General features: G+C 57.8%; 25 protein-coding genes. 14 read left to right on the top strand and 11 right to left on the bottom strand.

The genetic code is table 11. The features are described 5' to 3' along the window. Positions 1-12 precede the first annotated feature (12 nt). Genes ACUN9X_RS03890 through ACUN9X_RS03900 form a run of 3 tightly spaced genes read left to right on the top strand, consistent with a single transcriptional unit; the run spans position 13 to position 2,507 of the window. A complete protein-coding gene (locus ACUN9X_RS03890) occupies positions 13-951 on the top strand; it encodes an SDR family oxidoreductase (protein ID WP_260039106.1) in 939 nt (312 codons plus the stop codon). Further along, positions 948-1,742, top strand: coding sequence for an SDR family NAD(P)-dependent oxidoreductase (locus tag ACUN9X_RS03895; RefSeq protein ID WP_445472240.1), 795 nt, complete (start codon positions 948-950; stop codon positions 1,740-1,742). The genes ACUN9X_RS03890 and ACUN9X_RS03895 overlap by 4 nt, the downstream gene beginning before the upstream one ends. A 3-nt stretch (positions 1,743-1,745) precedes the next feature. Then, the gene (locus ACUN9X_RS03900) at positions 1,746-2,507 is read left to right on the top strand and encodes a sulfite exporter TauE/SafE family protein (RefSeq protein ID WP_445472241.1); all 762 of its coding nucleotides are present in this window, start codon (positions 1,746-1,748) and stop codon (positions 2,505-2,507) included. An 89-nt stretch (positions 2,508-2,596) separates the two neighbouring features. On the opposite strand, the gene ACUN9X_RS03905 is transcribed toward ACUN9X_RS03900, so the two are convergent. Beyond that, positions 2,597-3,001, bottom strand: a complete 405-nt coding sequence (locus ACUN9X_RS03905) for a DUF4332 domain-containing protein (protein WP_445472242.1) — start codon at positions 2,999-3,001, stop codon at positions 2,597-2,599. Positions 3,002-3,265: 264 nt separating this feature from the next. After that, complete coding sequence (gene nfi / locus ACUN9X_RS03910; protein WP_445472243.1) at positions 3,266-3,994, bottom strand: deoxyribonuclease V; 729 nt, start codon at positions 3,992-3,994, stop codon at positions 3,266-3,268. 191 nt (positions 3,995-4,185) lie between these two features. Here nfi and ACUN9X_RS03915 point away from each other — a divergent pair, with 191 nt between their 5' ends. The 3 genes from ACUN9X_RS03915 (at position 4,186) to ACUN9X_RS03925 (ending at position 7,002) form a co-directional block, all read left to right on the top strand. Then, positions 4,186-5,256 (top strand): right-handed parallel beta-helix repeat-containing protein, encoded by a 1,071-nt coding sequence (locus ACUN9X_RS03915; RefSeq protein ID WP_445472244.1) that lies wholly within the window; start codon positions 4,186-4,188, stop codon positions 5,254-5,256. Between the two features lie 99 nt (positions 5,257-5,355). Beyond that, positions 5,356-6,681 (top strand): MFS transporter, encoded by a 1,326-nt coding sequence (locus tag ACUN9X_RS03920; protein WP_445472245.1) that lies wholly within the window; start codon positions 5,356-5,358, stop codon positions 6,679-6,681. 45 nt (positions 6,682-6,726) lie between these two features. Next, positions 6,727-7,002, top strand: a complete 276-nt coding sequence (locus ACUN9X_RS03925; RefSeq protein WP_445472246.1) for a DUF7218 family protein — start codon at positions 6,727-6,729, stop codon at positions 7,000-7,002. Positions 7,003-7,072: 70 nt separating this feature from the next. Here ACUN9X_RS03925 and ACUN9X_RS03930 read toward each other — a convergent pair whose 3' ends face one another. The 3 genes from ACUN9X_RS03930 to ACUN9X_RS03940 all read right to left on the bottom strand — a co-directional run bounded on the left by ACUN9X_RS03930 (position 7,073) and on the right by ACUN9X_RS03940 (position 10,307). Continuing rightward, entirely contained in the window at positions 7,073-8,110 is a 1,038-nt protein-coding gene (locus tag ACUN9X_RS03930) for an SPFH domain-containing protein (RefSeq protein ID WP_445472247.1), read from the bottom strand. 2 nt (positions 8,111-8,112) lie between these two features. Next, positions 8,113-8,574, bottom strand: coding sequence for an NfeD family protein (locus tag ACUN9X_RS03935; protein ID WP_260039096.1), 462 nt, complete (start codon positions 8,572-8,574; stop codon positions 8,113-8,115). Positions 8,575-8,705: 131 nt separating this feature from the next. Then, positions 8,706-10,307, bottom strand: coding sequence for a phospholipase D family protein (locus ACUN9X_RS03940; protein WP_445472248.1), 1,602 nt, complete (start codon positions 10,305-10,307; stop codon positions 8,706-8,708). Positions 10,308-10,472: 165 nt separating this feature from the next. Here ACUN9X_RS03940 and ACUN9X_RS03945 point away from each other — a divergent pair, with 165 nt between their 5' ends. Further along, positions 10,473-11,198 (top strand): spermidine synthase, encoded by a 726-nt coding sequence (locus tag ACUN9X_RS03945; protein ID WP_445472249.1) that lies wholly within the window; start codon positions 10,473-10,475, stop codon positions 11,196-11,198. A 3-nt stretch (positions 11,199-11,201) separates the two neighbouring features. On the opposite strand, the gene ACUN9X_RS03950 is transcribed toward ACUN9X_RS03945, so the two are convergent. From ACUN9X_RS03950 to pdsR, 3 genes are read right to left on the bottom strand one after another with little or no spacing between them, the layout of a single operon-like run. Continuing rightward, positions 11,202-11,639 carry a DUF4124 domain-containing protein gene (locus ACUN9X_RS03950; protein WP_260039094.1) on the bottom strand — a complete coding sequence of 146 codons (438 nt, stop codon included), beginning with the start codon at positions 11,637-11,639 and terminating at the stop codon, positions 11,202-11,204. Between the two features lie 58 nt (positions 11,640-11,697). Beyond that, positions 11,698-13,836, bottom strand: a complete 2,139-nt coding sequence (locus ACUN9X_RS03955; protein ID WP_445472250.1) for an ATP-binding protein — start codon at positions 13,834-13,836, stop codon at positions 11,698-11,700. Between the two features lie 30 nt (positions 13,837-13,866). Then, positions 13,867-14,568: a proteobacterial dedicated sortase system response regulator gene (gene pdsR, locus ACUN9X_RS03960; RefSeq protein WP_260039092.1), complete on the bottom strand. Its 702-nt coding sequence runs from the start codon at positions 14,566-14,568 to the stop codon at positions 13,867-13,869. Between the two features lie 208 nt (positions 14,569-14,776). Between pdsR and ACUN9X_RS03965 the strand changes: the two genes are divergently transcribed. The 6 genes from ACUN9X_RS03965 to ACUN9X_RS03990 all read left to right on the top strand — a co-directional run bounded on the left by ACUN9X_RS03965 (position 14,777) and on the right by ACUN9X_RS03990 (position 19,477). Then, the gene (locus tag ACUN9X_RS03965; protein ID WP_445473174.1) at positions 14,777-16,915 is read left to right on the top strand and encodes a marine proteobacterial sortase target protein; all 2,139 of its coding nucleotides are present in this window, start codon (positions 14,777-14,779) and stop codon (positions 16,913-16,915) included. Further along, complete coding sequence (locus ACUN9X_RS03970; RefSeq protein ID WP_445473175.1) at positions 16,915-17,493, top strand: class GN sortase; 579 nt, start codon at positions 16,915-16,917, stop codon at positions 17,491-17,493. Before ACUN9X_RS03965 ends, ACUN9X_RS03970 begins: the two co-directional genes overlap by 1 nt. A 135-nt stretch (positions 17,494-17,628) precedes the next feature. Further along, on the top strand, positions 17,629-17,919 hold the full coding sequence (locus ACUN9X_RS03975; protein ID WP_445472251.1) for a DUF6316 family protein: 291 nt from the start codon (positions 17,629-17,631) through the stop codon (positions 17,917-17,919). An 89-nt stretch (positions 17,920-18,008) separates the two neighbouring features. Next, positions 18,009-18,710 (top strand): lysophospholipid acyltransferase family protein, encoded by a 702-nt coding sequence (locus ACUN9X_RS03980; protein WP_260039087.1) that lies wholly within the window; start codon positions 18,009-18,011, stop codon positions 18,708-18,710. 120 nt (positions 18,711-18,830) lie between these two features. Continuing rightward, positions 18,831-19,073 (top strand): GlsB/YeaQ/YmgE family stress response membrane protein, encoded by a 243-nt coding sequence (locus ACUN9X_RS03985; protein WP_260039085.1) that lies wholly within the window; start codon positions 18,831-18,833, stop codon positions 19,071-19,073. 2 nt (positions 19,074-19,075) lie between these two features. Beyond that, positions 19,076-19,477 carry an MAPEG family protein gene (locus ACUN9X_RS03990; protein ID WP_260039083.1) on the top strand — a complete coding sequence of 134 codons (402 nt, stop codon included), beginning with the start codon at positions 19,076-19,078 and terminating at the stop codon, positions 19,475-19,477. A gap of 22 nt (positions 19,478-19,499) precedes the next feature. Here the strand turns inward: ACUN9X_RS03990 and ACUN9X_RS03995 are convergent, their stop codons facing one another. Then, the gene (locus ACUN9X_RS03995; RefSeq protein ID WP_445472252.1) at positions 19,500-19,916 is read right to left on the bottom strand and encodes a copper resistance protein NlpE; all 417 of its coding nucleotides are present in this window, start codon (positions 19,914-19,916) and stop codon (positions 19,500-19,502) included. Positions 19,917-20,056: 140 nt separating this feature from the next. Continuing rightward, complete coding sequence (locus tag ACUN9X_RS04000) at positions 20,057-20,779, bottom strand: OmpA family protein (RefSeq protein ID WP_445472253.1); 723 nt, start codon at positions 20,777-20,779, stop codon at positions 20,057-20,059. Between the two features lie 371 nt (positions 20,780-21,150). On the opposite strand from ACUN9X_RS04000, the gene ACUN9X_RS04005 reads away from it, so the two are divergent. Next, positions 21,151-22,608 (top strand): rhomboid family intramembrane serine protease, encoded by a 1,458-nt coding sequence (locus ACUN9X_RS04005; protein ID WP_445472254.1) that lies wholly within the window; start codon positions 21,151-21,153, stop codon positions 22,606-22,608. On the opposite strand, the gene ACUN9X_RS04010 is transcribed toward ACUN9X_RS04005, so the two are convergent. Continuing rightward, positions 22,597-24,066 carry a hypothetical protein gene (locus ACUN9X_RS04010; protein WP_445472255.1) on the bottom strand — a complete coding sequence of 490 codons (1,470 nt, stop codon included), beginning with the start codon at positions 24,064-24,066 and terminating at the stop codon, positions 22,597-22,599. The genes ACUN9X_RS04005 and ACUN9X_RS04010 overlap by 12 nt on opposite strands. Positions 24,067-24,168: the final 102 nt, after the last annotated feature.

A 24,168-nucleotide genomic window follows, 5' to 3' on the forward strand; every position in this document is an offset into this window, starting at 1 on the left:
GGAGCAGCAATCGTGCAACGACGTATCCTGATTACCGGAGCCGCTGGCTATATCGGCAGTCAGTTGGCGCGCCAGCTGAGTGAGAACCATGCAGTGTTCGGGGTGGATATTCGTCCGGATGAGACGGCTGACTTTCCGTTTTTCAAGATGGATATTCGAGATCCAAAGCTTGCCCAACTGGTGCAAGAACATGAGATCCAGCAAGTGGTCCATCTGGCTGCAGTGCTGGAAGATTCCGGTGATCGTGCGCGGGACTATGATATCGACGTAAACGGCACTCGCAATGTGCTGGAAGCCTGCGTGGCCTGCGGTATCAGCCAGGTAGTGGTGGCCAGCTCCGGCGCGGCCTATGGCTATCACGCGGACAACCCTGAGTGGCTGGACGAGAAGGATGCCCTGCGTGGTAATCCGGAATTTGCTTACTCTGACCACAAACGACAGGTGGAAGAGATGCTGGCTGAGTACCGGCAAAGGCACCCGGAGCTCAAACAGCTGGTGCTGCGCCCGGGTACGGTGCTTGGCGCTGAGACTCGCAACCTGATTACCCGTCTTTTCGAAGGCGATCGAATGCTGGCGGTAGCCGGCTCTCCGTCGCCCTTTGTGTTTATCTGGGATCAGGATGTGGTGGCCATTATTGAGCAGGGTGTCTGCCGTGACAGCAGTGGCTGTTTCAACCTGGCAGGTGATGGCGCGCTGTCTATTCATGCTCTCGGCAAGTTGCTTGGTAAGCCGGTCATCACTGTACCGGCACCCTTGATAAAGGCCGGTTTGTGGGTCGGGAACAAGTTGGGACTGACCGGCTATGTGCCGGCACAAGTGAACTTTCTGCGGTACCGGCCGGTGCTGAATAATCGCCGTTTGAAAGAAGAGTTTGGTTATACCCCGCGCAAGAATTCCGAGCAGGTGTTTCGCTTCTTCATGGACGCTGCCAGAGCAAGGCACCAATTATGAAAACCGTACTGATTACCGGGGCCGCCTCAGGGCTTGGCTGGTCATTGACGCAGCAGGCATTTGCACTGGGTTACCGGGTCGTGATGGTAGATATCAATACCGGCTTGCTGGCCCGTGGTGCCGATGAACTGGCGGCTCAGGACAGTGCGCGGGTCACCTCCCGCACGGTTGATATCACCGACAGCGAAGCATTGCAGGCCCTCGTTAAATGGCTGGAGAAAAACGAAAAATCACTGGATCTGCTGATCAACAACGCGGGTATCACGCAGCGGTCTCTCGCCGAGAAAACCCAAATGGATGTCTTCACCAAGGTGATGGCGGTCGACTGGCAGGCGCCGGTAGAACTGACGATCGGCTGCTTGCCGATGCTGAAAAAAAGCCGGGGTGGCATCATTAATATCGGCTCCATGGCAGGCTGGATGCCGGTACTGGGGCGAGCCGGTTATTGCAGTGCCAAAGGCGCACTGGGTCAGTTTTTTGAGGTGTTGCGCGGCGAAGTGGTGCGCTATGGCGTGCATATTCTGATGGTGTATCCCAGCTTTCTGGATACCCCCATTGAAACCAATGCGCTGGGTCATGACGGCAAGCCGGCGCGGCACAAGCGCTCCACCGTCGGCAGCATGCGCACGCCCGAGTGGATGGCGGAGAGAACGTTTGTGGCGTATCAAAAACAAAAGCGGCGTTTGTTTCCGGACCGCTTCGCCTGGTTTGCCAGCATCCTTTGGCGGTTGTCGCCCGATCTGTATCAACGCCTGATGCAGCGCCAGTTTGCCAGCGAACTGGAGCACTAACCGGTGGTTGAACTGTTGACGCTGCCCTGGCTGCTGCTGGCGCTGTTCATCTTCCTGGCATTCACAACCGAAGCCACCACCGGTTTTGGCAGTATCGTCATTGCCTTGTCGCTGGGCGCGCTGCTGTTTCCGATTCCGGAACTGCTGCCGATCCTGGTGCCACTCAACATTGTGATGACCAGCGTGCTGAGCTGGCGCCATCGGCACGCGATTCATTGGCCGACCCTGTGCAGGATGATTTTGCCGCTGATGGTCGTGGGCACGCTGGCCGGCTACGGGCTGCGTCCCTGGCTGGGTGATCAGTTGCTTAAAACCGCCTTTGGTTTGCTGGTGCTCTGGTTCAGTAGCCGTGAATTATGGCGTCTGTGGAAGGGTATTACGGTAAAGCCGCATGGCAAGGTCTGGTCACAGTTCTGGATGTTGATGGCCGGAATGACCCACGGCCTGTTTGCTTCTGGCGGTCCGTTGTTAGTCTATGCGCTCAGCGGTCTTGCCCTCGACAAGCAGCAATTTCGTGCCACGCTGATTCTGGTCTGGCTGTCACTGAATGGCTTGCTGACGCTGGTGTTCCTGCTGGACGGGTCGCTGCTGCCGGCCGCACCGCATATTGCCGTGATGATCCCGGTGGTAATTGCGGCCATGATGCTGGGCGAGTGGTTGCATCGCCGGGTTAATGAGGCGCGGTTTCGTCAGGCCGTTTTTGTAGTGTTATGGATGACCGGCGGTATTCTGGCCTGGCCGGGCTGGCCGGGCTGGCCGGGCTGACCGGCGCTGGTTGCAGTGATGATGGGCAGACGCCGTGATGAGGAACTGGGTGGAATACGACGCTATTTCCACCCGCATCGCTTTGGTGTTCAGTGCGTCACCGCACGGGGAAGGGATTTGGCTTGTGCTATCCAGTCTTCGACCTGTGACAGGCCGGGTACCTGACGCACCAGCTTTCGGGTTTCGTTCACTTCAGCCATTTTGGCCTGAAGGTTCTCGGCATTGCGTTGGGCCAGCTCGGGCACGGTGTCGACCCCTGCATATTCGAGCAGGTCCGCATACTGGGTGCTGACACCTTTGATGCGCGCCAGATCCGCACGGTTTACCCAGTTGAGAATATGCTTCTCGCTGATGCCGGATTTCTCCGCGGCGGTCTGCCGTCCTTTTTTGTCTCCGCAGACTTTCAGCAGGTTTTCCAGTGAGCTGATGCCAGCGCCTTCGAGCTTGCCTGCGTATGAGGCACCGATACCTTCAATGTCGGCTAATTTGGTCATTTCCATCTCCTGTTGCAGTCGGTTGGCAGATGAGGGTTTTCTATCAGTCATCTGCGATCAGGGCCGCGCCAAAAACGATGACTCCCAACTGGGAGATCAACGATCCTGACGGGCCGGATCACTGCGAGGCTGGTGCTGACCGTCGGCGATCAAAACAGGCAGAGTGCTGGCGTCGAACCAAGCCTACTTCCGCCTGTATTAATTTAGCGGACAAATGGAAAAGGGAAAGCACTCGAACAAAATAACCGGGCGGTTCTGGACACATTATGCAGAGGCGCCCTGGTCACAAGATCCATCGTGAAGTTCTTCGAGTGCAGCCAGCCACTTCTGGCCGCGTTGAGAGGCCAGACCATCGGCCCAACGGGTGGTCTCCGGCAGGCGATATCGGGTGGTGCAGGCCATGACGTAGTCTATGGCCGTTGGCAGGCTGATCCGGTGGCCGGCGGAAATAATGAGGGGTTTAACTCCGGCGCGGGTGCGCAGTACCGCACCGATGGTGTCCTGTTTGTGCGTCAGAGGTGCCCATCGGCCTTTCTCGTCCGGCACCGTATCGTGGGTGCCGATAAGTCGGCTTTTGCCCACACCGATGGCCGGCATGCCGGTGAGCAGCCCGATGTGGGATGCAATCCCCAGCCGCCGGGGATGGGCGATCCCCTGACCGTCGCAAAGCAGTAAGTCCGGTGTTGTTTTCAGTTGCCCGAGCGCCTTGAGAATCACCGGGCATTCGCGGAATGAGAGTAGTCCCGGAATATAAGGAAAGCTGACTGGCAGCCGTGCGATAGCGTAGTCCAGCGGTTTCAGATCGCTGAGATTTAACACCACGATGGCCGCCCGGGCAGTGTCCTTGTTTTCAAACCCTACATCGATGCCGGCTACGGTGCGCACTGTCGGAAGGTCATCGGCTACAGACACGTCAGCAGCGAGTCGGTGTTGCAGCGCAATGGCATCACGGGCGCTCAGGTTGGCCCAGTCCGGGTTGAGGTCCTCTGGCATGCATCTCTCCATCTATTTGTCCGGCGTGTTCCTCAGAGTAAGGGCTTGAACTGAGTTCGCCAACACTCACTTGATTGAACTTCCCTAATGCTTCGTTAATGGTGTCGCTGCGCTAAATCGGCGAAAGTAGAGCCTGTTTTCGGGCGCCTGAATGTTTCAGGGTTCAGACCAGTTTGAATTGGGGAAACGCAATGCACAGTGAGGCATCTCTTCGTAGCCGGCACGGGCGATTCGGGCTGTGGTTGATCGGCTGTCTGTTGGCAACGGCTTTTCCGGTATCGGCAATGGCGGAACCGGCTGCCTGCGATAGAGGCGTGACGCCGGAGCACGACCTGCAGGCGACACTCGACCAGTTGCCAGACGATGACTCCCGTCAGGTGTTATGTCTGGGAAGCGGTGAGTTTCAACTGGACAGCATGGTGACGCTGACCCGCAACAATACAATTCTGCGTGGTGAGGGCCGGGACAAAACAGTGCTCAAGATGAAAGATGGCGTCTCCAGTCCGGTTCTTGTGCTGGGTGACGCGATGCATCAGCAGCCCTCCAGAAAAATTCAGAATGTTCAGGTCGAGTCCCTGGCCATCCGCGGCGGCGGGGAGAGCGACAGCGAGTTCTTTTCGGATTTACCCTATCTGAGCAACAGCGCACTGATCGTGAGGCAGGGCGAAGATATCGTGCTGCGGGATCTGGACGTGCGCGATTGTCGCAGCGCCTGTGTGCTGACTGAATACCACAGCCGCGACGTTCGCATTGAAAACAACCATATCAGCCATGCCCAGTGGGACGGGGTTTCGCTCAACCGTGCAGGCCCCACTGCTTTAGTGGGCAATACCATCCGCGACAACGTTGCCGCTGGCCTTACGGTGGAATATCTCCAGTCGTCTGAAATCCGCGACAATGTGATTGCCGACAATGGCTCTCACGGCATGTATCTGGCTGACGCCGAGCACAATGACTTCAGCAACAATCAAATTGAAAATAACGGGATGGCGGGTGTTTTCCTTACCTGCTCGGTACGTGAACGGGATCCGGTGCTGTGTTGGGACAACAGCTTCAGTCGTGATAATACCTTTACCGATAACCGGTTCAGCCATAACCGCTTTGGTTACCAGATAGCCGTCGACGACGCGGCGAATTGTCTTGGGCGGCAAACGCCACCCAACGTGTCACGTGGGGATACATTCAAGAACAGCCCGAATGAAGAGCCGGCGTGGGACAGGTTTGGGCGCTGCATAGCCTTCGAGGGCAGCAAAACGCTTTGATCGGCATCGCTTGAATCATCGGCTGGCTCTGCCAACAGGCCGGGTGGTAGGCTGATGCCAGTTCACACTTCCGAATCACCGCACCGCCAGGGAACCGCGATGCCAGCGAATACTGCTATGACTGCCGGACAAGGCGCCGGCAAACGCGCGCTCTGGTCATGGGCGCTCTACGATTGGGCCAACAGTGCCTTCTTCACGATTATTCTCACGTTTGTTTTTGCCCGTTATTTCAGCCAGTCCGTGGTTCAGGACGATGTGGCCGGCACCGAGGCCTGGGGCAATATCGTGGGTATCTCGGGGCTGTTCATCGCCATACTGGCACCGATACTGGGGGCGATTGCCGATCAGTCCGGCCGGCTCAAGCCCTGGCTGATCAGCTTTACCCTGCTGTGCGCGCTGGCATCCTGCATGCTGTGGTTTGTCACGCCCGATGCGGATCAGTTCTGGTTTGCAGCCTTCTGGGTGGGCATTGGCGTGTTGGGCGCCGAGTTTGCCTTCATCTTCTACAACGCCATGTTGCCGGAACTGGCTTCACCTGACCGGATTGGCCGCTGGTCGGGCTGGGGTTGGGGGCTTGGATATGTCGGGGGCGTGCTGAGCCTTATCGTCGCGTTGTTCGTGTTCATTGAGGGCGATGTGTCCTGGATGGGGCTGGATACTGAAAGGGCCGAACACGTTCGGGCCACTTTTGTGCTGGTGGGCGTCTGGTATCTGGTGTTTTCACTGCCCATTTTCTTCCTGACGCCGGATCGCAAGGCAACCGGTCTGACCCTGGGGCAAGCAACCCGAGCCGGCTTTGGTCAGATTCGTGAGTCCATCGCCCATGTTCGGCGTTACCGGCACATCCTGCGATTCCTGATCGCGCGTATGCTGTATACCGACGGGCTGGCGACCATTTTCACCTTCGGCGGAGTCTATGCTGCGGGCACGTTTGGCATGGATCAAACAGCGGTGCTGCAGTTCGCTATTGCGCTTAACGTGACGGCCGGGTTGGGGGCGCTATGCTTTTCGTGGGTGGATGATGCCATTGGTGGTCGCAACACGGTGCTGCTGTCCCTGATCGGACTTGGAGTCAGTGCTGCCGGGATTCTGCTGGCAACAAGCGTGACCGGCTTCTGGGTATTCGGCATGGTGCTGGGGATCTTTGTAGGGCCACTGCAATCGGCCAGCCGCTCGTATCTGGCGCGGGCTGCGCCGGTTCATCTGCAAACCCAGATGTTCGGTCTGTTCGCTTTTTCCGGCAAGGCAACGGCTTTCGCCGGGCCGTTGCTGGTGGGGTGGGTCACGGCCGCTACCGGCAGCCAACGCTGGGGCATGGCCACCATTCTGCTGTTTCTTTTGGTAGGCTTTGTGTTAATGCTGAGTGTGCCGACGATCAAGTCCGGTGCAGAGTCAGAGGCGTTGGTATCCGGCAATAACGCGTAATCTGCGCTGCTGAGAGGCAACTTCAATGTAAATGGAGGTGTTCTTATGGCGAAGTCAAAAGCAGGTAAGAAGGCGGGTCCGGGCCCGTCGGTGAAGGACGACAAGCGTTACGAAGCCTTGCGTGATGAAGGGATGAGTAAAGAGAAAGCTGCCCGCATTGCAAACTCGCCTCCCAGTGAAACCGGTCGCAAGGGCGGGAAATCACCCCGTTACGAAGACTGGACGGTGAAGGCGTTACAGCAAAAAGCCGCAGAGGTGGGCATCAAGGGGCGATCAACCATGCGGAAGCAGGCGTTGATCAAGGCCTTGAGAGAGCATTAGACGGTTATCAAATATCAGGCTCTCTGCTGCCTGTATGCAGCAGAGAGCCTGTTCAGACTTGCCCGGTCAATCAGGACGAGGTGCCGGCACCGGCCACCGCGCCACTGCGGAGACCATCCCGCTGGATATGCTGGCGCACGGTATCTTCTGGCGATCCCGCCATTTCCCGGAACATGCCCATCGATCCCAACAGTGCTGAAGACTCGTAAGGCACGAACACACGCTCGCCATCTTTGGCCATGGTAGGCAATGCCTTGATGTAGCTCTGGCCAAGCAGGTAACCGACGACCGTCCGCTTGTTTTCTTCAGTGTCGCCAATGGCATTCAGGACCAGCTTGATGGATTCCTGCTCGCCCTGCGCCCGCAGGATGGCGGATTCCTTGTCGCCCTGGGCATTCAGGATGGATGATTCCCGCTGGCCTTGTGCCATCGCAATCGCGGCTGATTTTTCACCTTCCGCTTCGGTCACGGTCGCACGACGCTTACGCTCGGCTGCCATTTGCAGGCGCATGGCTTCTTCGACTTCTTCCGGCATGCTGATGTCCTGAACCTCGACCCGGGTGAGCTTGACGCCCCACTTGGATGCCGGCTCTTCCATCTCCGCCTGAATTGCGCTGTTCACTTCGGCGCGGGATTCAAACAGTTTGTCGAGTTCCATCTTACCGACCACCGAACGCAGGGTGGTCTTGGCCAGTACTTCAACGGCCTGGCTCATGTTGGCGACTTCATAGACCGCACGGCGAGGGTCAATGATCTGGTAGTAGAGCGCGCCGTTGATCTTGACGGTCACGTTGTCGGTGGTCACCACCGGCTGGCCGGGGAAGTCCATGACAGTCTCTCGGCGATCGATACGGGTTTCGTCGCTGACCACCGCATGATAATCCTCACCGGCGCGGATGTAGCGGATCATGGTGATCGGCCGTGGCCGTTCGATAAACGGGATGATGATGTTAACGCCGCTTTCCAGCACTCGGTGAAAAGAGCCGAGCCGCTCAATCACCATCACTTCCGACTGGCGTACGATGACCAGACCTTTGGCGATGATGACAATGCCAATGACCAGAATGAACAGGCTGATGATCAGCCCGGGTGAGAGAAACGATTCCATGCTTAAAGCTCCTTGTGAGTTGGGGTGCAGTGGACCACTGCGGTTGTGCCGTCAAAGTGTCCGAATACCACTTGCGTGCCTTCGGGTAATGCTGTGGCGCCGGTTTCAGCAACACGCAGACGATAGAAGTCACCGTTAATTTTAAGGCCGGTTGCGCCATCAAAGTCGCGCTTGGTGACGGTGTAGTGCTGCCCCTGCTCGACACCGGTGCCGGTGGTGCCGTAGGCCACACCTTTGGGCGAAAAACGGGGGCGGATATAGCGAATGGCAACCGGGACGAAAATGCCGGATAGCACGCCCATGCCGACCAGCTGCCAGGTCAGGGAGAAACCGAGAAACGCCAGTAGTGCAGTGGCGGCAGCGGCACAACCGAGCGCCAGCAACACCAGCACGCCGGATGTCAGCTCAGCCAGCCCCAGCACCAGTGCCAGAATCAGCCAGAGATGGGTCAAACTCCATTCCATCGGTTACTCCTGTTGAATCAGTCCAGAATAAGGATCAGGTGCCCCGGCGATCGGGTTTGTGCATCGGGGCATGGCCTGGTCGGGCAGTGTACCCTAAGGCAGCAGATTCGGGGCGTTTTCAGGGCAATGTCTTACAGCAGGCTGTCGATTGGGAAAATTGAAATGATACTGACCGCGGTGCGACGCCAGAAGGAACTGTCTGGTTCAGTGTCAAAACGGGTTTCAGTGCCGTCAGTCTGGCGCGCAACCCAGTACAGGTCTCCTTCATCTGACAGGCGGACTTCGTAGGCCTGTAAAGGCACCTTCCGGTCAAACCCGGAGGCAATCTCCCGGGCCAGATCGGGGCTGTCGACGACAAATCCGAGTTCAGTGTTCAACAGCATCGAACGCGGATCAAAATTGAAAGAGCCCACGAAGACCCGCTCGCCGTCAGCGGCAAAGGTCTTGGCGTGGAGGCTGCTGGCGGAGTGACCAAAGGTGCCCACGGGGTCTTCTGTGCCGGTGTGGGTGATGGTGTCCTTCAGTTCGTACAGTTGTATCCCGGCTTCCAGCAGGGCTTTTCTGTGTTTGGCATAGCCGGCATGAACAGCGGCAACATCGGTCGCGGACAGCGAATTGGTCAGTACCCGTATCCTCACACCTTTGGCGGCCAGATCTGACAGTGCCTTGACGCCGGAATCAGTCGGCACAAAGTAGGGTGATACCAGATCGAGGGTTGTTGTCGGGTGACCGATGATCGTGGTCAGTTTGCTGGCCAGCAGGGCGTCGCCTTTGGCCTGGCCCAGGCCCTTTGACGGGTCGTCGCTGACCATGCGGGTCCTGGCCCAGGTGACGTCCAGTTCGCCCCGGGTCAGTTGCCGGATGAACGGCGATGTCTTCAGAGCATGTATATAAGCCTCCGCAGAAGGATCGGACAGAGCCTTGTCGAGCGCGTTTTTTAGCGAAGGCGGCACGGAACCCGCGTTATCCTGATAGGGTTCAGCCTCAGGTATGATCCGGCCAGCCGGATACGACGACTGGCTGGCCCAGAACAGATCGAAGTCGTCCGAAACCCGCCGCACAACATCACCGACGGCAATCACATCCAGATCGCTGAACAGCACGCCGTCGGTAGCTCCAAAATAGGCATCGCCCACATTCCGGCCCCCGACAACGGTTGCATTATTATCGGCCGTGAAGGACTTGTTGTGCATGCGTCGGTTCAGGCGCGAGAAATCGGTAATGTATCCCCAAACCCGGGAGCCGCGGTAGACAAACGGATTGAACAGCCGGACCTGGATATTGGGGTGAGCATCAAGCTCGGCAAGCAGCGGATCCAGCCCGCTGGTGTTGTTGTCATCCAGCAACAGGCGAACGCGCACACCGCGCTCGGCAGCCTGCCACAGGGCTTTGAGCAGCAGAGTGCCGGTAATGTCATCGCGCCAGATGTAGTACTGGATATCCAGTGTCTGCTCTGCAGCTTCGGCCAGCAGCACGCGCGTGGCGAACGCCTGGGCTGCATCGGGAAGGGGATAGATGCCGGCCATTCCAGGATGTGCCGCTTCCACCGGCGCGAGGGCCTGACCAAGCTCGGTGTTGCGCGCCGCCTCAAGGGGTAAGGCGCTCGATTCGGAACGCCCCTCAAGTGGAGGTAACGAGGAACAGCCTGCGATGAGTGTCGCGATAGCCAGCGCCATAGTGATCGCCATCAGTCTGAGAGCGTAAGAGCCGTCGGTTAGCGTTGCGAAAGACATCAGGAATTCAGTCAGCCTCGGACCCCTAGTGAATGCGGGCACTCTGTTCAGGTGTTGATGGAGCTGCGGTTTCGGGCAGTCTTGCCTCCGATCATACCGCTAACCCGAACGTGGGTGCCATTGAGTGATAGCATAGGCGTCCTGAACCGTTTGTGTGGAAAACCTATGGGCCTTTTATTTGAAGAGATCGACAGCCAGCCATCATCTATTGGCGAAATTTCCCTGCGCCGCCGCCGGATACCGGCGCTGGGTGACCGCGATATCTACGAGGTGAAGCTGGGTGACGAGTTTCTGATGTCCAGCATGTTCGTGGATGCAGAAGTCGCTTTGTCGGACCTTGGGTTGGCCGCGGTCGATGGCGACGGGCTCGCGGTTGTTGTGGGCGGCCTCGGTCTGGGGTATACCGCGATGGCCGCGTTGAAACATGACGCAGTGGGTGAGCTGCTGGTGGTCGAGGCACTGGACGCTGTGATTTGCTGGCACCAGCAGGAAAAGGTGCCGCTGGGCGAGGTGCTGAATAAAGACTCGCGCTGCCGCTACGTAAACGGCAGTTTTTTCGAGCTGGCGGTGGCCGATGATCAGGGTTTTGATCCGGACCAGCCCGGCCGGCAGTTTGATGCCATTCTGCTGGATATTGACCATTCGCCCCGAGCAGTGCTGAACGATTCCAATGCCAGCTTTTACAACGCCGAGAGCTTGACCAAAATGGCCCGCCAGTTGCGTGAAGGCGGGGTATTCGCACTTTGGTCCAACGAGCCGCCCGATGACGATTTCATGGCGGTGATGCACGAGGTGTTCACCGATATCGAAGCGCATGTGGTGTCGTTCTTCAATCCGTTCCAGAACGGTGAATCGTCCAATACCGTATATGTGGGTCGCAAACCCGGCTAATCCCTAACGCACCCGGGCGAGACAACCGTTCTTGATTTCGTAGCGCCCGGTTTCCTCGCCTTTGTGTTCGTATACCCACCACAGGCCCTGTTGCCGGTCGGGGTCGCCGAGCACATAGCGCACCTGTTTTGAACTCATGCCCTGCTGAACCTGTTTGCGGACTCTGAATGTACGCATCTGGGTGGAGTTGATGTAGCCACGGGGGCAGGCATATTGGCGGGTAGTCTGGCGTTCGGCTGGTTGCCAGAGTTTGACATCGGTGCCGGTATCGAACCGGCCGCCGATTCGGGCCGGATCAACGGTAATGATCTGCGCATCGGGTGCGCAAGGGGTATCGGAAAATTCGGTCTGGCCGTTGGCCTGTTCGCATTGGTAAATCTGCGCCGACACCAAAGCCGGCAGACTCATGCCTAACATGAGTCCACTGATAAACGTTCGCATCCTGCGATCTCCTGCCCAATCCTTGAGCATGACTATGTGGAGCTGCAAGGCTACCAGATTAGGTGCCGTCGCTCGACGCTGAATCTGCCAGCGGGAAATTCACCAAAAACACCACGCCGGCAGGAAAATCCTGATTGCGGGCGCTGACGGTTGCTCCGTGATAGTCGGCAATCAATCGCACAATTTGCAGTCCCTGGCCAAGGTGGCCGTCCTGCGAGCCTTCACGCAGCGACACGAACGGGCTGAATATTTCACTGGTAAGGTGCTCAGGCAGAGGCGCGCCGGCGTTGAAAACCTGCATCAGCAGCCGGTTTCCCTTTGGCTTCAGGCGCACCTCGATCAGCTCGCCTTGCGGGGTAAAGTCCCGCGCGTTGTCGACCAGCTTGTCCAGCAGCTGCACCACCAGTTCCGGTGAACCCTGAATTTTGCAGTCCCGGTCCGGTCCGGCATAACGAATAAGGTGATCCGGATCGAGACTCTGGTAAGCGGCGGTGGCCTGGGCCAGCACGTCTGCCAGGTCAAAGGTTTCGCGCTCGACCTGATCAAAGCTTTTCTCCAGTCGCGCAGCTTCACTCATGCCCTGGAGAATCTGGCTCAGCCGGTCCGTTGCCTGATGGGCGCGGGTGATATACGGTGAGTTTTCCAGCCCCGGTATGTCGTGCCGCAGGTTTTCCAGGGACGAACGCACCACCGCCACCGGTGTTTTCAGTTCATGGGACAGGCGGCGGGCAAAGCTTTCCAGATAGTCGGTATAGCCTTGCAGGTTGTCGACCAGCTGGCTGAACTGACGGGATAACTCGCCCAGTTCATCACCGGCGTTGCTGGCGGGCAAGCGGCGTTGCAATCGCCCGTCGGCGTCGAAGGTGTCGGCCACCGCGCGTTGCAGGCGGGTAATACGCCACGACAGCCAGCTGGCGTAGCCGAGCACGATCAGCATCAGCAACACCACAAAGGTCGCGCTGCGAACGATGACCCGCCCCAGCGTGTCGCCAGACAGCGCCAGAATATCCCCGAGCGATTGTTCCAGCACCAGTGTGACCGGTGAGCCGTTGGGTTGCTTTACGGTCTGCTGGTAAATCAATGCGGATTCGCTGCCTGCATGGCGCACAATGGTTTGTGCATGCGTTGATGATGGCAGGCTGCCTTGCGGATATTGGGCCGCTTCACCCGGCAGATTGACTGGTTCCGGTTGAAAGCGGCGCAACAGCGACCGCAAGCCGTTGAGGCCGATCTGCTCGACGATTTCCCAGGGGCCCAATGTGTCGAAATCAGCGGTTTCAGCAGCGGGTGTCGAGGTGTCTGCCAGCACCCAGCCATGTGAGTCGAGCAGGATGGCGCGTTGACCGGAGGCGAGCAGGGGTTGAAGCGATTGCCTCAGTATCGGAACTGGAAACATCAGGTGTGGCAGCCGCTCCTCGGCATCGAAGCCGGCATTACCCAGAATGCTGTAGCCGCCGCGGGCATCAGGGTGCCAGATTTCAAAGCCGGTGGGACTGTTGAGTGCAGGGCGAGGTGACCGCAGCTCAATCTGGTAGCCCTCGCCAGTGGCCTGCCAGACACCGGTGGTCTGGAAATCGTTGCGGACTGGCGCTGGTTCTTCGTCCGGCTGCAGCACGTCATTTCTGTCTTGGCTCGGTGGTTCAGCGCTGGCGCGATTGGGGCCCGGGGTGTCATCAAACTGGGCGACGATAGGTCCCGGCGCCGGCGTGCGGATCAGTCGGGTCTGCAACTGGTCCTGTTTGGTGGTAAACAGGCGCAGATGGGCATGGGGCTGTGCCGGCGCGCCGGGATTAAAATAGGCGCCGGGTGCCTGTTGGACCCGTACCAGCAAATACAGGTAGTGTTTGTCGACAGCGGCGCGCCACTGAACGGGCTTGTTTGCGCCAGCGGTCGGATAGGCGGAGTCGGAATCCTCGCTCCATGACGGCCAGTCGTCGCCATAGCCGTCCAGATAGATAGGGCGATGCAACTGCTCGGCGTAGAAGGTGCGTGTGTGTTGGCCGGGTAGCGGTTGGATTGAGGCGACCGGCGCTTGCAGGCTGGCACTGATCCGTCGGGCCTGACTGACCAGTTGCTCGCTGGCCTGATGGCGTAATGCCTGGTCCAGCTCAAGTACAAACTGGAGTCCCGCCCAGGGAATCAGCAGCATCAACAGACAGGCGATCAGCAGTTGTCGCTTGAGGGTCAGGCGCGGCATGGGATTCTGCCGTTATCAAGAGCGCGGCGCTCAGGCCTCATGGGCATTCCACCGATAGCCGAAGCCGTAAGCGGTCTGGATGGCATCAAAATCCGGTTCCAGTTGCTGAAACTTGCGCCGAATCCGTTTGATGTGGGAGGTCACTGTGTTGTCGTCCAGCACCGTGTTCGCTGCTTCCATCAATTGGGTGCGGTTGCGCACATGACCCGGGTGCTGAACCAGGGAATGCAGCATCCAGAACTCGGTGACGGTCAGTTCGATGGGCTGACCGCCCCATTCGGCCATCATGCGATCAACATTGAGGGCCAATCGGCCGCGGTTCAGCATCTCGTCGCTTTGCCGGCTGTTTTCGGCCCAGGCTGCCGTGCGCCGCAACAGCGCTGCGATACGCGCGAACAGGTGATCAAGGCTCATGTCTTTGGTGACGTAGTCATCCGCCCCGAGCCGCAGGCCGGCGACCGAGTCTGCGTCGCTGTCCCGGGCGGTCAGGAAGATAATCGGCAGCAACGCCGAACGCTGACGCAACGCCTGGCACAGGTCGAAGCCGCCCTCGATTTCCTCACCCAGACCCACATCAATTATGGCCAGATCCGGCATGTTGCCTTTGAGTCCTTCCAGCGCGCTGGGGCGGTCGGCAAAAACGGACACCTGATAACCCCGCCGTTCCAGTGCGTCACGGTAATTCTCTCGAATAGCGGGTTCGTCTTCGACGAGCACGATGTGGCGTTTCATGGACTCACTTCCTACTGACGCATGAACAATTCATTGAATACGATTGTCCGGTATTTAAACACGACAGGCGTTACTCGCAAGCCTTCGCCGAACAATTGCCACAATTGATCACGATTACGCCTGAATCCTGCCGGTTTCTCCCACGGAATTGCCTTTTGCCCCGGGCCTAATAGCAAAAAACGACAACGGAGGGTTTTCTGTGAGATCCATGCGAGCAGTGGACTGGTCATCAGACTGGTCCGGCAAGTCATCTGGAAAAACGACATTCACACGCCGCCAATTGCGGTTGGTTCAGGGTATCAGCCTGTGGCTTGCTGTGATCCTTTTCTTTGTGCTGCAGTCGGTTGCCGCCCAGGCCAGCGAACGCGGCGCTGACGAGCCGGGTGCCGGTGAGTTGAGAATGACAACGCCAAACGGCCAGTTCGAAACCGCCACCTTGCTGCGCACGGATTACCGGGTCAGGGTCAGCGGTCTGCTGGCGGACACCCGGCTGCGGCAAGATTTCCAAAACACCAGTACTGACTGGCGCGAAGGCACCTATGTGTTTCCGCTGCCGGAGAAAGCCAGCCTTTATGCCATGCAGCTGCGAATTGGCGAGCGGGTCATCGTGGGTGAGATCAAAACCCGTGACGATGCACGCAAGACCTATGAAAAGGCCAAAACAGAAGGTAAGCAGGCGGCACACGTGGAACAGCAGCGTCCAAACCTGTTCACTACGCGGGTCGCCAATATTCCGCCCGGCGAGACGGTTACCGTTGAACTGCGCTATCAACAGGCCGTGGACTATCAGTCCGGTGAGTTTGAATTGCGTCTGCCAACAACAATGACGCCCCGCTACATGCCGGGGACGCCGATCGACGATCCGGAGCGTCCGGTTACCTGGCGTCAGGGTTGGGCGGTGCCGACCACCGAGGTGGCTGATGCGGATGCGATCAGTCCTTTCACGGTGAATTCGCAAGATGTGCCAGCGGGCAGTCATCGGGCGCACGTCGAGCTGACGCTTAACGCCGGCCTGCCTATTGCCAATGTGGTGAGCCCCACCCATGCGCTCAAGCCGGAATGGCAGGGCGAGCAGGTCACCGTGGTGCCCCAGTCGGGTGATATCGCAATGGATCGCGATCTGGTGGTGCGCTGGACGCCGAAACGCGGGCAGGCGCCCGCTGCCGCGGTGTTCCATGAACGCTGGCAGGATGAAGACTATCTGCTGACGCTGCTGGTGCCAGGGCTTAATGGGGGCCAGTCGGTGCCTCGGGAAATGATCTTTGTGATGGATACGTCTGGCTCAATGGCCGGAGAATCGATTCGACAGGCCCGCAGCGCGCTGTTGGCGGGGCTTGATACTCTTAAATCCGGCGACCGCTTCAATATTATTGAATTCAACAGCGAAACCCATGCACTGTTTGGTCAAGCTCAGCCTGCAGATACGGCCTATCTCAACCAGGCTCGCCAGTATGCTCGGGGGTTGCAGGCCAATGGTGGCACCGAAATGGCGCCCGCTCTGGACCGGGCCCTGCGTATTCGAAAGTCGAGCGACGAAGCATCGACAAAACGGGTACGACAGGTCGTATTTATTACCGATGGTGCGGTGGGCAACGAGAGAGCGCTGTATCAGCAGATTCAGGATCAACTGGGTCATTCGCGACTGTTTACGGTGGGTATCGGCTCTGCTCCCAATATGTACTTCATGCGCGAAGCGGCGCGTATCGGGCGGGGAACGTTCACTTCAGTGAGCGACATTAATGAGGTGGCGAGCCAGTTGGGCACCTTGTTCTCAAAAATGGCAGCGCCGGTACTGGTCGATATCCAGACACATTGGCCTGATGACGAGGCCGCAGGTGAGGCCTTTCCGGCGAAACCGGGCGACCTTTTCCGGGGAGAGCCGTTGATAATGGTCACCCGTGGTATCGCACCTGCAGGTGATCTTGAGCTGACGGGTGTTTTGCCGGATGGTTCCAGCTGGCAGCAGTCCCTGCCTCTGTCAGGCGCTGCACCGGGGCAGGGGCTGCATCGCTACTGGGCACGCCAGAAGATTGATGAGATTACCGATCAGCGCTTGCATGGTGTCAGCGAAGACCAAATCCGGGAGCAGGTTACGCCGTTGGCTTTGGCCCATAGTCTGACCACGCCCTACACCAGTTTTGTCGCGGTTGATAAAACGCCGGTTCGGCCGGTCGGGGAGTCGTTGAAAAAGGATGCGGTGCCCTCGTTGCTGCCCGCCGGCAGCAGCCAGAAAATGATCCGCTACCCGCAAACTGCAACGCCTTCACTTGCTTTGATTGTGATTGGCCTCGCCGGCCTGATGCCCGCATTCGCCGTACTGATGTTGCGGCGCAGGAGGGTGGCGTGATGCGTTTGCTTCTGACATTGACGCTGGCGGCGGCTTTAACCTTGCTGGCGGGGCTTTGGATTCCGTTGAAAGCGATGCTATCCCAGGAACTGCTCAATATGGCCTGGGCAGAAAGCCAGGCTGGACATCAGGACGTCAAACCCTGGCCCTGGGCCGACACCTGGCCGGTCGGGCGCTTGCGCCTGCCAGGCTCGGGCGAGCCGATGGTGATTCTCTCGGGCACCTACGGCGAGAGCCTCGCATTTGGTCCGGGGCACGTTACCGCTTCGGCGACTCCTGGTGAGCCTGGCACTGTTATTGTGGCCGGGCACCGGGATACCCACTTTCGTGTACTTCAGACCATCCACACCGGTGATCGGGTTGAGCTGCAGGGCAGTGACGGCGATTGGCGTCTATACACGGTGGTCAGCGAACGGGTGGTGGATTCGCGAAAGGAGCGTCTGGACGTTCGTCCGGATGGCCCGGACAGGTTGATACTGGTGACCTGTTATCCGTTCGATGCCCTGAATCCCAATGGCCCTTTACGCTATGTGATTGAGGCTGAAGCGGCACAGCCGCAGATGCAGGCTGCGTTATAGGGTATCGCCAGATGCGGTTGCCCGGACGCGGATAATCGGCGCTTTTTGCTGCAAATGACTGTCATTTTAACTTTGTTTGACAATAAGAAGAGAGTGGCGCACATTATCTCAAGCCGTGTTACCGGAGATAATGTCATGTTTTTGGAGAAGCGCCGCGGAGAGCAGGGATCGCTACCTATACGCTCCAGTCGTTATTTCGCCATTGGCTCTCAGTGGTTTTTTGTTACCCGTGAAAAAACGTCGCTGGGGCCTTTTGAGTCTTTCGATCAGGCTGAAACGTCTGTTCGGGCCTATATTGACGATTTTGATGCGCAGCGGCGTGGCAATTCCGTGAACTATGCCTATGGTGTGGCGCTACACGACTATGAAACCTGCGTCGCCAGGCATTGCCAGCAGTGCAAAGAAGCGGCTCGGCTGCTGTCCTGACGTTCCATAACGACCCCCAGACCTATATCCTATAGCTGATTTTAGCGTACATATGTACGCTCATCAGGTTCGTTTAGGAGTAGTTTCTGATGCGTTTCGTTCGTGAAGTGATTGCCTGGCTATCTGTCCCGTTGCTGTGCGTGCTGGGCCTTATCCTCTGTATTTTCCGGCCGTTCAATCCCGACAATACGGTCGTGATTGGCCGTGTCATCGCGATTTCCGGCCGTGCCATTCTCGGGATGCGTCGGCCAGTTGAAGGCCGGGACAACATACCCCGGGATCGTCCCACCATTCTGATTGCCAATCACCAGCATAACGACGATCTTTTCGTGTTGGCGGATTTGCTGCCGCCGCGGACTGTTGCCGTGGGTAAGGCGTCGTTGGGCTGGGTGCCGTTTTTTGGCCAGGTGTTCTGGCTGGGCGGCAATATCATGATCAATCGTGGTCGTTCCGGTAAAGCGATGGCGATGATCAACGCCTCTGCATCCGCCATGACCAACGAGCGCAAGAGTATCTGGATTTTCCCCGAAGGTACCCGCAGTCACGGTAAGGGGCTCCAGGCCTTCAAAAAAGGCGCTTTTCACGCAGCGGTTGCCGCCGGTGCGCCGATTACGCCGGTTTGCGTGGCGCCTTACAACATGGAGAGCAAGGGCTGGCTGGGCAGGCGGTTGCCTGTGAAAGTGCGTATCTTGCCACCGATCGAAACGGCGTCACTGAAACCGGACGACATTCCCGACCTGATGGCGCGCTGTCACCGGGAAATGAGTGAGGCGGTAAACGACCTGGCCTGATCCCCGTTCCTTGACTTTATCCACGATTTGCTTCGATATAACCGTGCTTTGAGGCTTTTCGCCGGTACTTCCAGAGGGGAAGTGCCTGAAATCTTATTGTCATAACCGGGAGGTGGCGCGATGAACCTGATTCTCTTTCTTCTGATTGGTGGTGTTGCCGGCTGGCTCGCGGGCCTGATCATGAAAGGCCGTGGCTTTGGTGTGTTGGCCAATATCGGCATTGGTATTGTGGGTTCGCTGGTAGGCGGCTTTTTGTTCGGGCTGGTGGGATTGTCGTCTCATGGCACTATCGGCGCGCTGGTAACCGCTACAGCGGGTGCGGTGTTCCTGTTGTGGATTGTAAGTGTGATTAAAAAGGGCTGACGATGATCATTCCAGTTACCGCAGTATTCGCAGCTGTTATTGCGCTTCTGATGTTGTTCCTTGCCTGGCGGGTTACGACCTTCCGGCGCAAGTTCAAGGCTGGCATGGGCGATGCCGGTGACCACGACTTTGAAGTGGCGATCCGTGCTCACGCGAATCTGGTGGAGTATGCGCCAATCGCGCTGATCCTGATGGCGATTGGCGAACTCAACGGTGTATCCGCCTTGAGCGTCTATGTTGTGGGTATGTTGTTTGTAGTGGGCCGGCTATTACATGCTTGGGGCTTTACCAGAAGCCGCGGCGGTTATGCCTTGTCGAGGATGATCGGCGTGTTGTTTACCTGGCTCTCAATCCTGATTATGGCTGGATTGCTGCTGCTCAACGTCGCCCAGGTATCACTTTGATCTTGTCTTCACTTGGTTTCAATTAGTCTGAAATCCGTTTTCGCTCGAGAGTGTAATTGAGCTCCGAGCGAATATCCTTGCCGTCTTTTCCCAGCATTTTCAGCCCACCCTCGGGCAATCGCCTGAACTGTCGGTCGACCGTTCCTTTTTCGTTTGTCAGCACGATTCGCCCCAGATCCATGGCGTTCTCCGGGGGCAATAGTGACCAGGTGCCTGAGTGCTCAATGGGCTCGGGCTTGCCTTTGTAGGCTTCTTCAAGCACATAGGTTCTGGGTTGGGCGAAAAGCGTCAGCCTGGTCTCGATCCCGGCACAATCCGCGCAGGGCAGGGTGCCACTCCAGGTACCGTATTGCTTGGGGGCAGGCTCAGGTTCAACTGTTGCGCAGGCGCTGATCAGCAGGGTCATCATGAGTGTGGTGGCCAACCGGTATCCGGACATAACGGGCTCTCTGTGTCTGCTCTGTATGAGGGGAAATCTAGAATCGCAGGTTAGCTGGCAGGCTGCAATCCGGCGTGTCGGGCGACAGACCGGATTGCGTTCAGGCGTATTGGCAGGGCTGCCGGACCATCTTTGGGCGGTTATTGCGCGCGGGCCATCTGCTCGCTCAGGTATTCCAGCTCCAGGCGACGATTGGCGGCACTGTCTTCAGGATTGGTCAATGGCTTGTGGTTGCCCCAGCCGACGACCTCAATGCGTTTCTCGTCAATCCCTTCCGCTTTGAGAATCTTGGCTGCGGTGTTGGCACGTAACCGTGACAGAAATTCGTTGTACTCGTCAGCGCCGTGGCTGTCGGTGTGGCCATTGATGCGCACGCGGACTTCCGGATGTGCTTTGAGGTAGGCCGCATGCTCTACCAGGATGGCTTTGTCTTCTTCGTTCAGACGATGTTTGTCGAATGCAAAGTGAAACTTCATGCGATGAGGTTTGCGAGGACTGTCGGCCATGGCGTTCACCTGCTGTGTGCTGATCGTGTTGATTTGTGCCGCACGGGCCAGCAATTCAGGGTTATCAAGTACAAGCACGGTCATGTCTTCATCCTTTGGTGCTTCGACGATGCGATCGTCTGTTTTTGTTTCACTATTGTCGTCGCTGGTCGTTGCTGCAATTGGCGATTGGTCGATAGCGGCTGTTTCTGCTGGTGCTGCCGGTTTTGCCAGTGGCCCGGACTCGTCTTGAGCTGCAACGGATCCGGTCTGTGTTGCTGCCGCTGGCTGACGTGCTGATGCAGAGTTTGTACCACCGTCAGCTGCGCAACCGGCGAGGATGGCCAGGAAGACTGCGCCGGTTGCGCCTGCAACCATTCGGCGGGCAAATCCTGTCGCTGATTGAATACGCTCACTGTTAAAGGTTTGTGACGGTCTGTAACTGAGTGAGTTGCTTGAGCAATATGGCATGGTTGGGCTCCTGATCTGAAGTTATCTTTCTGTAAGGGCAGATATTCTTTTGTTGCCCCTTGTCTCTCAGTAGCCATTACAGCGCGATAATCTGGCAGCGCTGTGGTAAAAAAGCGGATCGTATCGGATCAAATGTGATGAAATCAGGCACGCGGCGTTTTGATGCACCTGAATTGCACAACCCGTTACGGCTGTCGTTGTATTTTAACTAAGGATTTTCTGGGTAAGTGCATGGGCGCATCAGCCTGCTTGTTCAGATGTCCCCAAATGGAAGTGACATGCTGATTATCCCCGTTGAGCGCTCTATTGACTGGCGCCGTCCCCCCTGGATTACGCTTGGTCTGATACTGGCCTGCTTCCTGGTGTTTGTGTTCTATCAGGGTAATGACGACGAGTTATTGGGCGGTGCGGTAGAGCAATACCTGAAGGTTGATCTCGACAAGCTCGAAGCCCCGGTTTATGAAAACTATCTCGAGCGCGAGATCCGGCTGGAAGGTCAGGATGATCTTGCTGAGCGTCTGAACCTCTTGCGCCAGGCAATGGCTGACGACGATCGGCTGTTGTTGGCGTCGCTGATGTTGTGGGATGCCGGTTTCTTCCATTATGTGCAGGACAATATCGGCGTTGTCTGGGCGCCGGAACAACGGGAGATATGGCAGGCGAAACGGATCCCCATTCAGCAGACGTACATTGACCGCGTGAGCATAAACAGCCTGGGTGTGGTGCCGGCGGATCTGTCACTTTCAGACCTGATTGCGTACCAGTTTCTGCACGCCGGCTGGGGGCATCTTATTGGCAATATGCTGGTGCTGTTTCTGCTGGGCTTTACTGTGGAGAAAGCGCTGGGTGCGGGAAAATTTCTGCTGGCTTACCTGTTTTGCGGTGTGGTTTCCGGGTTGCTCTGGTCCAGCTTTAACTGGGGCACCTGGGGTGGGCTGGTCGGCGCTTCAGGTTCAATCGCGGGCCTGATGGGAATGTACGTTGCGATATTCGGCATGCAGCGTATTCGCTTTTTTTACTTCCTCGGTGTGTATTTTGATTACTTCAAGGCGCCTGCGATCGCGCTGCTACCGATCTGGATTGGTAAGGAAGTGTTTGATCACTGGTTTGCCGGCGCCACCGGTATTGCCTATATGGCGCATGCCGGCGGGTTGGTGGCCGGCGCCGGATTGGTGTTGCTGCTGGGCAAAAGCTGGCTGCAAGTGAAAGAGAGCTTTTTCGAACCGGAGGAAGACGAGCAGGATGACCGTTTTCGTTCGGCCTACGCACTGGCGATGAGCCGTGTTTCCCAACTGGACTTCGAGCAGGCGCGCCTGCAGTTCGAAGCCTTGTGGCAACGGTATCCGGAGCGGACAGTGCTGCTTGAACATCTTTACCAGCTCGCCAAGCTGCGTCCGGATACTGAGGCTTACAGCCTGCGCGCCCGGGAACTGATGCAAACCACTCTGGCCCGGCATCAGCCAGAGCGGTTGCTGGAGGTCTGGCAGGAATACCAGACCAAGGGGCAGCCTCATCATCCGCTGAGCGCAGAGGATCATAACCGGGTGTTCTTCGCCAGCTTGCGAAAAGGTGAACTCAAGACCGCCGAAAAGGTCTTTGAACGGATGCGCGGCACCGGCGACGAGATGCTGGTATTGGAAGCCTGTCGGCTACTCGCTGAAGAGTTCGACAAGCGCCAGATGACCCCCAAAGCACGTCATTACCGCCAGCTGCTGGAAGCGCCTTCAGGCCCCTGAGGCCGGGTCCAGACTAAACTGCGCCCGGGTTGTTTCCGGAGGCCCCTGCAACGGCTCGTGATTGGCTGCCTGCTGAAGGAAACCGTCCATTTGCTCGCTTAAGGGATGGTCCGGGCAGCGCTTCTTGATGAAGTTCAGGAATGCGGTCGCCTTTTCCCATTGCGCCATGCCCTGCGTCAGTGACTGTGCCACCAGCAGATAGGCGGGGGCGATATGCTCGTTGTCCGGGAACCGTTTGTGGAAGTCCTGCAGTAGCCGCAACACGGTGCGGTGCTCACCCTCGCGATACATCAGGCGGGCGCAACTGACCGTCAGGGCCGGGTCATCCAGGCGGAATCCCGGTTCCTGTTGCTCCAGCAGTTGCAGCATCTTCCCCAGTTCCACCGCATCACGCCGATCCGCAAGCCACAGCAGCAAACGAGGATGGTTGCGGTAGAGTTCGGTCCCGTCATTCATGGCCCAAAGCAGTCGGTAAAGCTGCTCCAACCGCATGGGATTGGATGGGTCACGTTTGAGAGCCGCTTTCACCAGCGTCAATGCCTTGTCGTACTGGCCGTCTTTCAGGCTCATGTCCAGATCTGCATCCACCCGCAACGCCCGGTTGGGCTCGGGCGGCGCTTCCTGATCCTGCAGATCGCTGGCGAAGCCGAGTTCTTCCTGATACTGGAACAGAAGGTAGCCCATCATGTGGAAGAAAATCAGGAGAAACGAACTGCTGACAAAGCCGGATAGCGGCTGGGCAACGATTGCCGGGAACTGGGAAAACGCAAAGTCCTGAATAGCACCACTGACCAGCATCATCAGAATCAGATGACCGTAGAGCACGAAATAAGGCCAGCCAATCCGGGAAATCAGAGATGTCAGATGCAGCGGATTGACCGCCGGGCCAACCGATTGCTCCATGGCCAGAATCATCATGCTGGCGGGGAGCGCGAGCACCAGAAAAGCGACCGCGAGCATTGCCAGCACCGGACCGCCCACAAGTCCGGCAGAGTAAATCAGTCCCCCCATCAGAATGAAAACCAGCAACTGCTGCACCACAACGCCGGCACCGGCGCCTGAAAACGCCATTGAAAGCGGTGGCGGCGTCATATGGCCTGCAGCCGTATGGGTGACGATGGCGTAAGTGTATTTGAACAGCGCCAGCAACAGGATCACCGAGATGATTAGCCCGAATACGTTGGGATCGACCAGCATCGGCACAAACGTGCAGATAGCGATCACCAGCAGCGAATCGGCCCGGAACGGATAACGGAAGAATTCGGGGATCCGGTTCCAGAACGGCACAACTTCGGTTGCCGCGCCAAGATAGCGCATCTGCTGGCCGCAATGGGGGCATAAGCCCTGTTTGCGGCGGGTATCGGCATCCGGCATGCAGGCTGTGCAGTAATGGAGCTGGCAGCCACCGCAATGCCACTTGGCGGCCGTGTTGGGATGATAATGGCAGTCGTGTTTCACAGCGGTCCGGCAAAAAATGAATGAACGGTAATGATCGCAGATGCCGCCCGCTGCGACCAGCATCTGCTGCAATAGCAATAACTGACCGACAGGCGTTATTTA

The sequence above is a fragment of the Marinobacter sp. V032 genome, assembly GCF_052645435.1.